Below are 13,450 nucleotides of genomic sequence, written 5' to 3'. Positions count from 1 at the left end.
ACCCTCCGCGAGAGGGGGCCTTGCAGCAACCACCCTGCCGCGAGAGAGGGCGTTAGGCAGCCGCCGAGGCAGCCGCCTTTGCCGCCGCGGGGAGGACGTCGACGATGCGGCCGAGCGCCTCGTCGTCGTGGGCGGCGGTGAGGAACCAGGCCTCGTACACGCTCGGCGGAAGGTTGACGCCCCCGGCCAGCATCGCGTGGAAGAACGGTGGGTAGCGGTGCGCCTCCTGCATCTTCGCGATCTCGTAGTTCGCGGGGGCACGGTCGAAGAACGCGAGGCCGAAAAGGGAACCAACGCGAGGAATCGCGTGAACAACGCCCTCCGCGGCGAGCGCGGACGTCAGCGCCGAGGTGACGGTGTCGGCAGCCGCGTTGATGTGCGCATAGACCTCGTCGGTGGCCAGCTCGAGGGTGGCGAGGCCCGCTGCCACCGAGAGGGGGTTACCCGAGAGGGTGCCCGCCTGGTAAACGGGGCCGGTTGGCGCGAGGTGCTCCATGATGGCGCGCTTGCCGCCGAGCGCGGCGAGGGGCATTCCGCCACCGACGACCTTGCCGAAGGTGATGATGTCGGGCTCGTAGGCGGGTCCGTTTTCGACCTGAAGACCCCAGGCGCCGGCGCGGTGCACGCGGAACCCTGTGAGCACCTCATCGAGGATCAGCAGCGCGCCCGCGCCGTGAGCCATTTCGGCGAGGTCGGCGTTGAACCCGTAAGGCGGCTCGACCACGCCCATGTTGGCGGGGGCTCCCTCGACGATGATCGCGGCGATGCGATCGCCATACGCGGCGATAACCTCGCGGACCGCTTCGAGATCCCCGTAGGGAACGACGAGGGTTTCCGCCGCAACACCGGCCGGAACACCGGCTGTTCCCGGAAGGGCAAGCGTGGCCACGCCGGATCCTGCCGCGGCGAGGAGGCCATCGGAGTGCCCGTGATAGTTGCCGTCGAACTTCACGAGAAGATCGCGGCCCGTGACGCCGCGCGCGAGACGAATGGCGGTCATCGTCGCCTCCGTGCCCGTTGACACGAGGCGGACTTCCTCGACCGGCGACAGCCCCGCGGCCTGAACGCGGTCGGCGATCACGCCAGCCAACTGCACCTCACCTTCCGTGGGGGCGCCGAAGGACAGCCCCTTCTCGGCGGCGGCCTTTACGGCATCGACCACCTGCGGGTGAGTGTGGCCGATCAGCGCCGGCCCCCAGGAGGCAACGAGGTCCACGTACTCCCGACCATCAGCGTCCGTCACATACGCTCCGCGCGCCGACTGCAGGAACAGCGGTGTTCCGCCGACCGAGCCGAATGCCCGCACGGGGGAGTTCACTCCGCCGGGGATGACGTTTCGGGCGCGGTCGAACAGTTCGTCGTTGCGTGTCATACCCCCATTGTCTCGTGCCCATCCCCGGATCAGCCGACCGGAACGGAATCGATCGCGCGGCCTAGAACAGCCCGACGGTATCGCCGTTCTCGTCGATGTCGATCTGTTCGGCGGCGGGGGCCGAGCCGAGCCCCGGCATCGTGCGCATATCACCGCAGATCATGTAGACGAAACCTGCTCCTGCCGACAGCCGCACTTCCCGCACGGGGAGCCGCCAGCCGGTGGGCGCGCCCGAGCGTTTCGGATCGCTCGACAACGACAGATGGGTTTTGGCGATACACACGGGGAGGTGCCCGAATCCCTGCGCCTCGAACGCGGCAAGGTCTTTCGCGGCCTGGGGACTGATGTCGACGCCGTCCGCGCCGTACACCTCGGTTGCAATGGCCTCGACCTTTTCGACAAGCGTGGCCTCATCAGGGTAAAGGAACCCGAACGATGTCGGCTCGGACGTGGCCTCTTCGACGAGCCGCGCGAGCTCGGCAGCGCCGGGGTTCTCGGCGAGCAGTTCCTCGGGCAGGGGTTTCCCTGCCACGATCCGGTGGCGCCCTGAGTGCGCCTTCATCGATCGCACGGTGGTGACGATCACGGCGGCGTCTGGCGCCATTCCGGACACGCGGCACTTGATGTTGAAGAACCGTTCGGCCCCCATATCGGCCGCGAACCCCGCCTCAGTGACGAGGAATTCGCCGGCGCGCGATCCGATCAGATCGGCAACAACAGACGAGTTTCCGGTTGCGATGTTCCCAAACGGTCCGCAGTGGACGAAGGCGGGCGTGTGCTCGATGGTCTGCAGCAGATTGGGCCGTAGCGCCTGTTTCAGCAGAACGGTCATCGCCCCGGCCCCGCGAATGTCTTCGGCGGTGACCGGATCGCCGGAACGGTTCCAGCCGATGACAATGCGCCCCATTCGTGCGCGCAGATCCTGCAGGGAGGTGGCGAGCGAGAGGGCGGCCATGACCTCGGACGCGGCCGTGATGTCGAAGCCCGTTTCGCGCACGGGGCCGTTGTCGTTGTCTTCCCCTCTCCCAGCGGCGTCGGAGTCACGGCCGTCACCAGCACGTACTTTGCGCGGGGACGATCGCTCATCGCGTCGATGGCCGCCAGGTCGATCTTGGCGACGCCCGTTCCGAACGGCTCGACGAACTCGTCGGGAATCCCCGCCGCCGCCGCCGCCACCTCTCCAATGGGCAGAAGGGTGGCGCGAGCAGCGATGTCGAAGCTATTGATGCGGGAGCTCATCCACCCACCTCCTCGCCGTGGAGGGCCTGTTTCGGTGCGTCTTTGTCGGGATCGATGAACGGCTTGGGGACAACCGTTGCGGGCACGATGCCCTCCAGGGTCTGCACCTGAACGACGTTTCCGATGTGGCCGAGAGACGTGGGCATCATGGCCAGTCCGATGTTCTTCTCGAGGCGCGGTGAAACGCGCATGTCCCCCAGCTCGAACTCGCGCAACCAGTAGTAGCCGACGGCGCACTTGGACAGGTCACGCGGCACGAGCATGTTCGTAAAGGTGAAGGCGTCGGGCCCGGTGATTTCGATCTGGCGTTCAACGCCGACATCCCAGAGCGTGACGCCGTTGACCAGTGCCCAGTATTCGTCAACAGGATCGCCGTAGTGGCGGGGGTGGTACGTGTGGTTGTAGACGCTGTACATGGCCACACCGTGTTGCCGTGAGGCGTGGAAGAACGGTGACTTCCGTAGCCTCGGGTAAAGCAGGATCCGCGGATCCGGGATGACGTGCATGAGGACCTCCTTGTCCAACGCCGGCGCGCTCACAGGACAGAGCCGACCGATGCCGCACGAGCGCGCTCCCGACTATGCCCGCGCCGACGACAATCGTCTCCGCGCGTTCGGGTCGTCCACACATCGCCACCATCTCCTTCGACAGTGATCGACGTGCTCGGTTCCGGTGACCCTACCCGTGTGGATGCGTCGAACGGAAGGGGTATCGAGGCACACCATCGACAACGGCGCAGGATGCGCCAAACGGCACACGATTCGGTGATTTTCGTGTGCCGTTTGGGCGGTTCTGCGGCGCCTGCACGTCAGATGTCTTCGCGCAACCAGCCTGCGGCTTCTGTTGCCGCATACGTCAGGATGGCATCGGCTCCCGCGCGACGGAATGCCAGCAGCGAATCGGTCATCGTGGCTCGGCGATCGATCCACCCCTTTTCTGCCGCAGCCTCGATCATCGAGTACTCACCGGAAACCTGGTACGCCCACACGGGAACGTCGACAGCAGCGCGCACGTCGGCCAGAACGTCGAGATACGGAAGACCCGGCTTGACCATGACGATGTCGGCGCCCTCCTCCACATCGAGAAGGGCTTCGCGCACGCCCTCTCGCGCGTTTGCTGCGTCCATCTGGTACGTGCGGCGGTCCCCGGTCAGCTGCGAGTCCACGGCTTCACGGAAGGGTCCGTAGAACGCCCCCGCGTACTTCGCCGAATAGGCGAGGATGATCGTGTCGGAGAAGCCCGCCCCGTCCAACGCCTGGCGCACAACGGCCGTCTGGCCGTCCATCATTCCCGACAGGCCGAGCAGGTGCGAGCCGGCTTCGGCTTGGGCGATGGCCATGGCGGCATAGCGATCGAGCGTCGCATCGTTGTCGACGGCGCCGCCCGCCGTCAAAACGCCGCAGTGACCGTGGTCGGTGAACTCGTCGAGGCACAGATCGGTCTGCACGACGATGGCGTCGCCCACCTCTTCGATCACCGCGGACGTGGCGACGTTGAGGATACCGGTCGGATCATCGGCGCCCGATCCGATCGCGTCCCGCACGGAGGGGACGCCGAAGAGCATGATGCCACCGACCCCCGCCTCGGCTGCTTCGGCTGCAGCGCGGCGCAGGGAGTCCAGCGTGTGCTGCTGCTGGCCGGGCATGGAGCTGATCGGCTGAGGAGCGTCGATGCCCTCGCGTACGAACGCCGGAAGAACCAGCTGCGAGGGAACCAGGTGCGTTTCGCGCATCAGACGCCGCACGGGGGCGGAGGTGCGCAACCGGCGGGGGCGGTGCGTGGGGAACGACACGCTAGTCCTTCTTCTTCGGCACGTCGGCCACATCGACCGCTCCGGTGTTCGGCACCGAGAGCGCCTCGGGTGTCGGCGCGGGAACCGGGATGTCGGCGAGAGCATCGATCAGCGACGAGATCGACCGGCTCGGCGCGACGACCTGAATCGGAAGGCCATCGGCCTTCGCATCACGGGCCGTCTGCGGCCCGATCGCCGCGATGATCGTCTGATCGGGGATCACGGGGAACTGTTCGCGGACCTGCCACGCAACGGAACCACTCGTGACGAGGATCGCGTTGATCCGCCCGTTGTTCACATCACGCAGCGCGCGCTCCGTGGCGGGAACACCGATCGTCCGATACGCCACAACACTGCCCACCTCGTGACCGGCGGCGCGCAGCCGGTCGGTCAAAACGGGCTTCGCGATTTCACTGCGGAGTGCCAGGACGCTGACGGGCTCTTTTTCGATCGCGATGAGCTGTTCGGCCAGGCCTGCCGCCGAGTTATCGCGCTCGGGCACAAGGCTGACGGGATAGCCGACGGCCTTGAGCGCGGCCGCCGTTGTCTCGCCAACCGCCGCGATTTTCGTCGTTTCGGGAATCCGTGCGCGATAGGCGTACAGGACGTCTACCGTGGTTGCGCTCGTGACCGTCAACCACGCGTATCGTCCGGCGGCGAGATCGGCGAGCGCCTGTTCGAGCGCGGCCGTATCTTCCGTCGGCGCGAAGTTGATCAGCGGCGACACAACGGGGACGGCGCCCTTGGACCGCAACGTGGCGGCAACACCGTCTCCCCAGGGTCCCCCACGCGGCACGAGCACGCGCCAGCCAGTCAGGGGCTTACCTGCTTTGGCTTCGATTGTCATGAGGTGGGGGCCTCTCTCGTCACGATGTCGGCTGCCCCGTTGTCCAGCAGTCGACGCGCGAGGTCGCTTCCGATCTCACGTGCGCGGGCGATGAGCCCGTCGCGGTCGACAGCTTCGCCGCTGCCACGCCCCTGAATATACCCCTCGATCAGGGCGTCAAGCGAGATCAGGGGAACAGAAACATCCTCCGAGACGTCGCTGGCCGCCTCCGCCCCGTACACATCGGCGCGCACGCGCACCTCGTGGTCATCGACGGTCGCATGAACACCAACGGGAGCGTGGCACCCCGCTTCGATGGCGCCCAACAACTCGCGTTCCAGGGTGACCGCGAAACGCGTCACAGGATCGTCCAGCTCGGCAATCCACGCGAGCAGCTGCGGATCGGCATCCTGACGCGCTTCGATTGCCAACGCCGCCTGCCCGGCTGCCGTTGGCCAGCTCACCAGATCACGGTGTTCTGCGTGCAATCCGCCGATGGTCGACCCGTCGGCATCAATGCGCCCGATTCCGGCCGCCGCAAGGACCACGGCGTCCAACTCGCCGTCGCGCACGCGCCCCATGCGCGAGTCGATGTTGCCGCGCAGGTCGTGTGTTTCGACGCCGGGGTTCGCGCGGAGCACCTGCGCGATGCGGCGCGGCGATCCCGTTCCCACGCGCGCGCCCGTCGGCATCGCATCCAGCGGTGTTCCGTCGCGCGTGATGACGATGTCGCGAGCGTCGGCGCGTGCCGGGGTGGCCTGGATGACGAGTCCGGGTGCGGGCGCGACAGGGAGATCCTTCAGCGAGTGCACAAGAAGGTCGCACTCCCCGGCAGCCAGCGCCTCGCGGAGCCGGGTGGCGAAAACGCCGGTGCCCCCGAGCGACGCCAGCGACGCGCGGTTGGTGTCGCCCTCGGAGGTGATCTGGACGAGCTCGACGGTGCGGCCCGAGATGCGTTCCAGGTCGCGGGCGACGAGGCCCGACTGTGCCATCGCCAATTTGCTGCGGCGCGTTCCCAGCCGGATTGCGGTGTCTGACATGCCGCGTCCTACCGGAGAACCTCAGCGATGTCGGACACGGGGATCCGCCGCCCGGTGTAGAACGGCACCTCCTCGCGAACGTGGCGTCGCGCCTCGGTGTACCGCAGCTCGCGCATCATGTCGACGAGCGCTGTGAGGTCGTCGGATTCCAGCGGAAGCATCCACTCGTAGTCGCCGAGGGCGAACGACGCCATCGTGTTAGCAACGACGTTGGTGAAAACGGAGCCCTTGCGGCCGTGATCGGCGAGCATCTCGCGACGCTCAGCATCGGGCAGCAAATACCACTCATAGCTGCGCACGAAGGGATAAACCGTGAGCCAGCCGCGGGCCTGCTCGCCGCGCAGATACCCGGGAACATGACGCTTATTGAATTCGGCGTCGCGGTGCACTGCCATGGCGTGCCACGTGGGCAGCAGGTTCTGCAACAGCTCCGTGCGACGGAGACGACGGGTCGCCTTTTGGAGATCTTCTGGAACGGCACCGTGCAGCCAGATCATCAGATCGGCGTCGGCGCGCATGCCACTGACATCGTAGAAACCACGAACGGTGACGCCCTCCGCAGCGAGCTGCGAAACAAGGGCGTCGAGTTCCGCCGTGTCGTCCGTCAGAACGGGATGATGAGGGTCCCGCCGCCAGACGGTCCACAGACTGTAGTTATCGCCGGAGGGAGCAACGAAATCGGCCATGCCCCCATCATGCGCCCCCGACCCTTACATGCCGTAATCGTGATGGATCGGGTGTGGTGCCGTAACTGCCTATCGGCGCGACGCGATGCGGGCGATGCCCCACACAGCGGTTCCGGCTGACGCGGCAAGCGCGATGATGCCGACAAGCGCAACCGCAGGCCGACGTGCGGCGAGTGCTTTTGCGTTCTCGACCGCGCGGTTGGCAGCTTCTTCCGCACGTCGCGGGAAGTTCGACTTCTGCTCGATCGCCGCGAGCGCCGCCTTCAGCTCGGCGCGTGCCAGCTGAACGGGGTCGGAGATGCCGCTCGGCACAACGGTGGGTGCGTGCTCAGAACTCATCGGCAAACTCCTTCACGATCGCGGCGTCGGCCTTTGCGGCCGCTCCCGGGCTCTCCAGCTTCTGGATCTTCCGGATGTGGAAGAGGTAGGCACAGATGCCGCACACGGCAATCATGACCACCCCGATGCCGAGCACGATCAACGCGGATGCCCACAGGGGCAGCCACAGCGCGAGGAAGATCGTGAAAAACGCCAGGAATGCCGGAATCGTCCAGAACAGGAAGAAGAGAGCGGCGAATGCCCACAGTGCGGTGAAGCCACCGTGTTTGATGAGCTGAATGGCATATGTCTTGATCGCCGCGAACTCGGCACGGAGAAGATTCTTGACCAGCTCGGGAACGTCGGCGATCAGGGACAGCAAGCTGTCGTCGGCGCGATCGCGGATCGGTGACGGACCAGGCGTTTTCTTGGCCATCAGCTCGCGGCCTTCTTGATGTCGTCTGCCGTTTCATCGGCAACCTTGCGGCTGGCTTCCGCCTTTTCGCTAGGCGTGCTCTGACTGTCAGAGACGACCTTCACGATCTTGACGACCCCGGCCCATGCGGCACGCGGAACGGCCATCGCGCTGTTCGCGGCAAGATCTTTCGCCTTGTCGACCTGCTTCTGAACAGGCTCAAGTTCCCATACCTTCTGGGCCTGCTGCTTGATCTGCTCGTAGCGCGCGCGTCCCGCACGCGTTCCGAGCACGTATCCGATGCCCAGGCCGACAACCAGCCCGATCTTTCCTCGCATGTCGGTTCCCCTCCGTCAGACGTTGACGCCATCTCGCGCTTCCACGTTAGGGCATATGAGGAGAATCCTCGCCTCCGCCGTGGCGATGCGTCAGGTCACGGGGCAAAAAGGAGGGCCCGGCGCACGCGATCGGCCTCCTCGATCGCGTCAGGAACGACCTGAGCGAGGCCCGTTCCGGACAGCCAGGCGCCGACAGATCCCACGTGCCGCGCACTGCGGATCGCGGCGCGTGCCGCGTCCGTTTGTTCGCGCAGTCCGATCATGGCGGCGGGCTGCGACTGTGCGTAGCGTTCGGTGCGGTGCCCGAGCAACTGCTGGCGGGTCAGAGCAACCCCGAGCAGCGAACTGGCCTCCTCCAGAGCAAGAAGCGCGGCGTTGTCGGGTGTCAGGCCGTCCGTCGCCGGTTGTTCAGATGCCGTGCCGAACGACACGCGAATGACGTGAACGCCCGCTCCCGCCTGTTCGCGGACCCAGGCCCACTTGGCGCTCGCGTGAGTGAGCGCTTTCGCACGGTGGGATCCGGGAACTGTGAGAACGCCCGTTCCGCGCGGTGCGTCAACGAGAGCCGGACTGCGCACGACGAGGGTGACAATGTCGACAACGGGGCCGGCCACCGGCGGCAGCGCGCTGAGCGCACCGTCCGTGTGCGGGGCGATGAGCTCCCGCGCCGTCTTCTCGTCCGTTGCGACAACAACGGCGTCCGCCGCGATGGTCTCGGACTCCTCGTCGTGCCCCTCAATCGCCTCGCAGCGGACGATCCACCCCTCGCCGTCGCGCATCAGCTCCGCAACGGGGACCGACGTACGCACCTCGCCGCCGAGGTGCTCGATTCGTTCCACGAGAGCCGCGACGAGGCGGTACATTCCGCCGCTCAGGCCCTGCACCGCCCCTCCGGGTGCGCTCGCGCGCTGCGACGAGAGGTCGAGCACAGCGCCGGTTAGAGAGCCGGCGCGGGTGATGGCCGTGTTCAGGCCGGGGGCCGCCACATCGGGATCGATGTCGTCGGGCGACGCTGAGTACACACCGCTCGTGACGGGCGCGACGAGGCGGTCGAGAACACGCGTTCCAAGTCGCGATCGAACCAGCTTTCCGAGCGAACTCGCGTGCCCGATCGTGAGCACGGGACGAAGACGGTCGAGGTATGCGCGCCAGGCGCCGCCCCAGCCGATCACGCGCCGCACATCGTCTGCGAAGGGGTTGCCAGGGATGCCGAGAACACCGCCGCGCGGTAACGGTGCCGCGCCCACCCCCGGGATGCCGGCCACCCACGCGCCGCCAACGCCATGTTCCGGAGAAACGACATCGTCGCTCAGCCCGAGTTCCTCGATCAGCGCCGCAACGTGGCCGCCGCGCGTAGCAAAGCTCTCGGCGCCAAGGTCCAGGGTGAGCCCGGCGACCTCACCGGAACGGAGTGCGCCTCCGCAGTGCTCCGCGGCCTCGAGAACCGTCACGCGTATGCCGAGCTTGGCGAACTCCAGCGCAGAGACAAGCCCGCCGATTCCGCCGCCGATGACGACAATGCGGCACTCAGCCGCCCGATCGCGCAGCGCGAGCAGGTCGATTCCGTCGGTCATCGAAGCTCCCGTTAGATCGAGTGAACGAGCTCAACGATGCGGGTGAGCACCGTCGGGTCGGTTTCGGGGGGAACTCCATGACCGAGGTTCACCACGTGAGCGCGCGCCGACTTTCCGCGGGCAACAACGTCACGAACGTGCGCCTCGAGAACGTCCCACGGCGCCTGCAGCATTGCGGGATCAATGTTCCCTTGCACCGTGATGTCGGGGCCGACGATCGCGGCCGCCTCGTCGAGCGGAAGGCGCCAGTCAACGCCAACAGCGTCAGCGGTGCCCCCCAGCGTCATGTCCGCCAAAATCGGCCCTGTTCCGACGCCGAAGTGGATACGGGGCACATCCGTGATGCCGGCGAGTGCGCGCTGCGAATGCGGCGCAACGAACTCTCGGTAGTCGGCCGGAGCGAGAGAACCCGCCCACGAGTCGAACAGCTGCACGGCCGATGCGCCCGCTTCCACCTGCGCGCCCAGGAAGGTCGCCGACACCTCGGACAGCCAGGAGGCGAGACGGTGCCAGGAGTCGGGGTCGGCATGCATCATCGCGCGAGCGCGCAGGTGTTCCTTGGACGGACCGCCCTCGACCATATAGGCGGCGAGCGTGAAGGGGGCTCCGGCAAAACCGATGAGCGGCTTGCCCGACTGCTCCAGCTCGGCCACCGCAAGCCGCACGGCCTCGCGGATCGGCTCCGACTTCTCGGCGACCAGCTGCGGAGACACGCTCGTGACGCGGGCGACGTCGTCCGCCGTGCGGATCGGATCCGCGAAAACGGGACCGCGGCCGGGGACGATCTCCACGTCCAGCCCCGCCAGCAGCACGGGAACGACGATGTCGCTGAAAAAGATCCCCGCGTCGACGCCGTGCCGTCGCACCGGCTGCAGTGTGATTTCCGCCGCCAGATAGGGCGTGAGACAGGCGTCAAGCATCTGCGTTCCGACGCGCAGCTCGCGATACTCGGGCAGTGACCTTCCGGCCTGGCGCATGAACCAGATCGGGGTGGTGGCGGGTCGGTCGCCGCGCAGGGCGCGGATCAGCGGTGCGTCGGGGAGAGCCATAGTCCCATCCTCGCACCGTCGCCTGTGACGGCGTTATGCCCAGCGGGAACGGGGTTTCAGCGGGCTGTCGGCTGCCTGTTCATCGCCGGAGAGCCATCTCAGCCAGGACGTCGACGGGTCGGACTCCAAAATCAGCGCGCGCCCCAGAAGCGTGAGCGGAATGGAGAGAATGGCGCCAAGCGGACCGAGGACCGTTGTCCAGAAGATCACCGAGAAAAAGCTCAGCGTGAGGCTCAGACCAACGGCATCGGAGATGAACTTCGGCTGGATCAAGACCTGCAGCGTGACGTTGGCAACGCAGTAGATGGCGAGAACCGCGACCATCGTGACCCAGTCTCCGACAACGAGGGCCAGGATCGCCGGCGGCGCAACCCCCAAAACGAAGCCGATGTTCGGGATGAAGTTCGTCACGAACGACAAAATCGCCCAGACGACCGGGGCGGGAATGTCGAGCAGGTACAGAGCAACGCCATCGATGATCGCGGTGACGAATCCGAACGATGCGTTGACAACGAAGTACCGCCGCACGCTGGAGCAGTAGGCACGCATCCTCTGCAGGATCGGCCGCACGCGGGCACCGAAGGCTTCCTCGGCACGCGCGTAGCGTGCCGAGTCGACGCCCATGAAGATCACGTAGGCCAGAACGAAGAAGAAAGCGATCGTGATGCTGAAGGCGCTGGAGGAGAGCGCGGTGACATAGCCGATGATGTTCGACGCGCTGAAGATCGACGTGACCTCGCTGCCGATGACCGCTTCGACTCCCAGGTCCACCATCCACGCGTAGACATCCTGCGTCATCCGCGTGAACTCGGGCGCGAGGTCGGTGACCAGGCGGATGAACTCCATGATCGCCCACGTCATCAGAGCAGCCAGCACGGCGAGAACGAGATACGACAGCAGGATGACCGCCGTTGCCCCGGCCCAGCGCGGTGCTCCGCGCTTCACGATTGCCGGCCCGATCGGATAGCAAATGATGACGATAATGGCCGCGAGCGCGAGGGGCCCGAAGATTCCGCGTGTGACCCACAGCCCCGCGAGAACGGCGATAACGGCCGCAACCACCACGAGTACGCGGATCACGGGCGGCATGGCGGGGCCCGCGGTTCGTTCAGGCGTCATTCGGCCAATGTAGGGCAAGCCGCCGACAATCCGACTCGGCAAGGGCGCCCTTCCTTTTCTGGAATCATTCAGATCTGGTTTCGACGGGATGTAGAATCACGGTGTGCTGCTGTGTGTGTCCGCGAGTCACAAGACCGCCCCTTTCGAGCTCCTCGAACGGTTGAGCGCGCACACAAACCCCGTTGCTCCTCTGATCGCACAGGCGCACGACAGCGTCGACGGCGCCGTTGTGCTGTCCACCTGCAACCGTTTCGAGGCGTACATCGACATCAATCAGCCCGCCGCCGCTGCGCACGATTCCGGCGTGGCCGTCGCCCGCGATGCCATCGCCCGCGCAACGGGCGTCGCCGCAGAAGAACTGACGGGATCGTACGAGGTCAAGACCGGGGCCAAGGTTGCCGAGCACCTCTTCTCCGTGGCGTCCGGGCTGGAATCGGTTGTTGTCGGCGAGGGCGAGATCGGCGGACAGGTGCGCCGCGCACTCGACGAAGCCCGGCAGACCGGAACGGCGTCCAGCGAGCTTGAGCGCCTGTTCCAGCGCGCAACCGAAACGCAGAAGTCCGTGAAGAACTCCACGGCGCTCGGCAGAGCCGGCCGATCGCTGGTACGCCTCGCCCTCGATCTCGCCGATAGCCGCATTGCCGACTGGTCCGAGATTCGCGTACTCCTCGTGGGAACCGGCGCCTACGCGGCAGCAACTCTTGCCGCCGTGCGCGATCGCGGCGTTGCCGAGATCCAGGTGTACTCCCCCTCCGGCCGCGCCCAGTTCGCCACAAAACATGGCCTCGCGCAGGTCTCGGATGAGAACTTCCCCGCAACGGCCGCGAACGTCGACATCGTCATCACCTGTACGTCGCGCGAAGAGCCGGTTGTGAACGCCAAGGTGCTGCGCGCCGGCGGATACGATCGCCGCTCGCTGGTGATCGACCTGGGGCTCCCCCGCAACGTCGACCCCGATGTGGCAGAGGTCACCGGCGTCACCCTGCTCGATCTCGAAACGATCCGCCTGCACGCGCCGCTGGAAGAGCTTCAGGCCACCGACGCCGCGCGTGAGATCGTGCGCGACGCCGCCGAAAAGTACCTCGCGAAGGGCCGCCAGCAGACCGCTCAGCCCGCCGTCGTCGCCCTCCGTAAGCACGTCTTCGAGGTGCTGGAACGCGAGCTGGCCCGCGACAAGAGTGGCGACCCGAACATCGAGCAGGCCCTGCGCCACTTCACCGGCATGCTCCTGCACACGCCGACGGTTCGCGCCCAGGAGGCCGCCATCGAAGGACGTGCCGCCGAGGTCTTCGACGCCATCGAAACCCTCTTCGGCATCGATGCCCGCCCCGCCTTCGCATCAGCCGCCCCTCCCGCGGAGTGCCCCGCGCACCAGCTGCACGCAGGCTAAGTCGGCTTCGGAGCACGTCGGGGGTACACATCGCCCCAGGCCACGGGTCGCGTTTCCACTCTCGCTCCCCATCTGGGGTCGGCGTCACGACCTGTACGAAATGGTCGGTGCCGAGAAGACTGATGAGGAAATACGGGTCCACCTTCTCGGACGCGAGCACCCTGACCTCGCAGGGTCTCTCACGATCAACCTGCAGCGGCGCATTGCCACACGGATCGATGTCCCCACGCTCCACCTCGAGTTCCACGACATCACGAACGATGTCTTGCTGTGATCGATTCAGGCATCACCC

The 13,450-nt window shown here is 66.4% G+C and carries 15 protein-coding genes and 1 pseudogene; 2 read left to right on the top strand and 14 right to left on the bottom strand.

What is annotated here, in order from left to right:
* Nucleotides 1–52 precede the first annotated feature (52 nt).
* The 14 genes and pseudogenes from hemL to G6N81_RS08795 all read right to left on the bottom strand — a co-directional run bounded on the left by hemL (nucleotide 53) and on the right by G6N81_RS08795 (nucleotide 11,768).
* Nucleotides 53–1,372, bottom strand: a complete 1,320-nt coding sequence (hemL, locus tag G6N81_RS08855; RefSeq protein ID WP_165135784.1) for a glutamate-1-semialdehyde 2,1-aminomutase — start codon at nucleotides 1,370–1,372, stop codon at nucleotides 53–55.
* Between the two features lie 61 nt (nucleotides 1,373–1,433).
* Nucleotides 1,434–2,369, bottom strand: a complete 936-nt coding sequence (locus G6N81_RS08850; protein ID WP_338143993.1) for a formate--tetrahydrofolate ligase — start codon at nucleotides 2,367–2,369, stop codon at nucleotides 1,434–1,436.
* A 78-nt stretch (nucleotides 2,370–2,447) separates the two neighbouring features.
* A pseudogene (locus G6N81_RS12905) lies at nucleotides 2,448–2,611 on the bottom strand (hypothetical protein); the annotation flags it as partial.
* A complete protein-coding gene (locus tag G6N81_RS08845; RefSeq protein WP_165135781.1) occupies nucleotides 2,608–3,117 on the bottom strand; it encodes a glycine cleavage T C-terminal barrel domain-containing protein in 510 nt (169 codons plus the stop codon). The pseudogene G6N81_RS12905 and the gene G6N81_RS08845, both read right to left, overlap by 4 nt.
* A 302-nt stretch (nucleotides 3,118–3,419) precedes the next feature.
* Nucleotides 3,420–4,403: a porphobilinogen synthase gene (gene hemB / locus G6N81_RS08840; RefSeq protein WP_165135778.1), complete on the bottom strand. Its 984-nt coding sequence runs from the start codon at nucleotides 4,401–4,403 to the stop codon at nucleotides 3,420–3,422.
* A 1-nt stretch (nucleotide 4,404) separates the two neighbouring features.
* Complete coding sequence (locus G6N81_RS08835; protein WP_165135775.1) at nucleotides 4,405–5,250, bottom strand: uroporphyrinogen-III synthase; 846 nt, start codon at nucleotides 5,248–5,250, stop codon at nucleotides 4,405–4,407.
* Nucleotides 5,247–6,269 (bottom strand): hydroxymethylbilane synthase, encoded by a 1,023-nt coding sequence (hemC, locus tag G6N81_RS08830; protein ID WP_165135772.1) that lies wholly within the window; start codon nucleotides 6,267–6,269, stop codon nucleotides 5,247–5,249. The genes G6N81_RS08835 and hemC overlap by 4 nt, the downstream gene beginning before the upstream one ends.
* An 8-nt stretch (nucleotides 6,270–6,277) precedes the next feature.
* Complete coding sequence (hemQ, locus tag G6N81_RS08825; protein WP_165135769.1) at nucleotides 6,278–6,955, bottom strand: hydrogen peroxide-dependent heme synthase; 678 nt, start codon at nucleotides 6,953–6,955, stop codon at nucleotides 6,278–6,280.
* 69 nt (nucleotides 6,956–7,024) lie between these two features.
* Nucleotides 7,025–7,294 (bottom strand): hypothetical protein, encoded by a 270-nt coding sequence (locus G6N81_RS08820; protein ID WP_165135766.1) that lies wholly within the window; start codon nucleotides 7,292–7,294, stop codon nucleotides 7,025–7,027.
* Entirely contained in the window at nucleotides 7,284–7,709 is a 426-nt protein-coding gene (locus tag G6N81_RS08815) for a phage holin family protein (protein ID WP_165135763.1), read from the bottom strand. The genes G6N81_RS08820 and G6N81_RS08815 overlap by 11 nt, the downstream gene beginning before the upstream one ends.
* Nucleotides 7,709–8,026 carry a hypothetical protein gene (locus tag G6N81_RS08810; protein WP_165131323.1) on the bottom strand — a complete coding sequence of 106 codons (318 nt, stop codon included), beginning with the start codon at nucleotides 8,024–8,026 and terminating at the stop codon, nucleotides 7,709–7,711. The genes G6N81_RS08815 and G6N81_RS08810 overlap by 1 nt, the downstream gene beginning before the upstream one ends.
* Before the next feature lie 95 nt (nucleotides 8,027–8,121).
* On the bottom strand, nucleotides 8,122–9,600 hold the full coding sequence (locus G6N81_RS08805) for a protoporphyrinogen/coproporphyrinogen oxidase (protein WP_165135760.1): 1,479 nt from the start codon (nucleotides 9,598–9,600) through the stop codon (nucleotides 8,122–8,124).
* An 11-nt stretch (nucleotides 9,601–9,611) separates the two neighbouring features.
* On the bottom strand, nucleotides 9,612–10,649 hold the full coding sequence (gene hemE, locus G6N81_RS08800; protein WP_165135757.1) for a uroporphyrinogen decarboxylase: 1,038 nt from the start codon (nucleotides 10,647–10,649) through the stop codon (nucleotides 9,612–9,614).
* 33 nt (nucleotides 10,650–10,682) lie between these two features.
* A complete protein-coding gene (locus G6N81_RS08795; protein ID WP_165135754.1) occupies nucleotides 10,683–11,768 on the bottom strand; it encodes an AI-2E family transporter in 1,086 nt (361 codons plus the stop codon).
* A 115-nt stretch (nucleotides 11,769–11,883) separates the two neighbouring features.
* Between G6N81_RS08795 and G6N81_RS08790 the strand changes: the two genes are divergently transcribed.
* Together G6N81_RS08790 and G6N81_RS08785 are read left to right on the top strand one after the other, a co-directional pair.
* Nucleotides 11,884–13,158 carry a glutamyl-tRNA reductase gene (locus G6N81_RS08790; RefSeq protein ID WP_241244935.1) on the top strand — a complete coding sequence of 425 codons (1,275 nt, stop codon included), beginning with the start codon at nucleotides 11,884–11,886 and terminating at the stop codon, nucleotides 13,156–13,158.
* A 100-nt stretch (nucleotides 13,159–13,258) separates the two neighbouring features.
* Nucleotides 13,259–13,432, top strand: coding sequence for a hypothetical protein (locus G6N81_RS08785; protein ID WP_165135748.1), 174 nt, complete (start codon nucleotides 13,259–13,261; stop codon nucleotides 13,430–13,432).
* Nucleotides 13,433–13,450 lie beyond the last annotated feature (18 nt).

Source organism: Microbacterium amylolyticum (genome assembly GCF_011046975.1).
Classification (GTDB): domain Bacteria; phylum Actinomycetota; class Actinomycetes; order Actinomycetales; family Microbacteriaceae; genus Microbacterium; species Microbacterium amylolyticum.
This window is presented reverse-complemented; position numbering and strand designations above follow the sequence as displayed.

Coding starts and splice junctions, on each gene's coding strand:
- hemL (WP_165135784.1), bottom strand. CDS start 1,372: ATGACACGCAACGACGAACTGTTCGACCGCGCCCGAAACGTCATCCCC.
- G6N81_RS08845 (WP_165135781.1), bottom strand. CDS start 3,117: ATGCACGTCATCCCGGATCCGCGGATCCTGCTTTACCCGAGGCTACGG.
- G6N81_RS08835 (WP_165135775.1), bottom strand. CDS start 5,250: ATGACAATCGAAGCCAAAGCAGGTAAGCCCCTGACTGGCTGGCGCGTG.
- hemC (WP_165135772.1), bottom strand. CDS start 6,269: ATGTCAGACACCGCAATCCGGCTGGGAACGCGCCGCAGCAAATTGGCG.
- hemQ (WP_165135769.1), bottom strand. CDS start 6,955: ATGGCCGATTTCGTTGCTCCCTCCGGCGATAACTACAGTCTGTGGACC.
- G6N81_RS08820 (WP_165135766.1), bottom strand. CDS start 7,294: ATGAGTTCTGAGCACGCACCCACCGTTGTGCCGAGCGGCATCTCCGAC.
- G6N81_RS08815 (WP_165135763.1), bottom strand. CDS start 7,709: ATGGCCAAGAAAACGCCTGGTCCGTCACCGATCCGCGATCGCGCCGAC.
- G6N81_RS08810 (WP_165131323.1), bottom strand. CDS start 8,026: ATGCGAGGAAAGATCGGGCTGGTTGTCGGCCTGGGCATCGGATACGTG.
- G6N81_RS08805 (WP_165135760.1), bottom strand. CDS start 9,600: ATGACCGACGGAATCGACCTGCTCGCGCTGCGCGATCGGGCGGCTGAG.
- hemE (WP_165135757.1), bottom strand. CDS start 10,649: ATGGCTCTCCCCGACGCACCGCTGATCCGCGCCCTGCGCGGCGACCGA.
- G6N81_RS08795 (WP_165135754.1), bottom strand. CDS start 11,768: ATGACGCCTGAACGAACCGCGGGCCCCGCCATGCCGCCCGTGATCCGC.
- G6N81_RS08785 (WP_165135748.1), top strand. CDS start 13,259: ATGGTCGGTGCCGAGAAGACTGATGAGGAAATACGGGTCCACCTTCTC.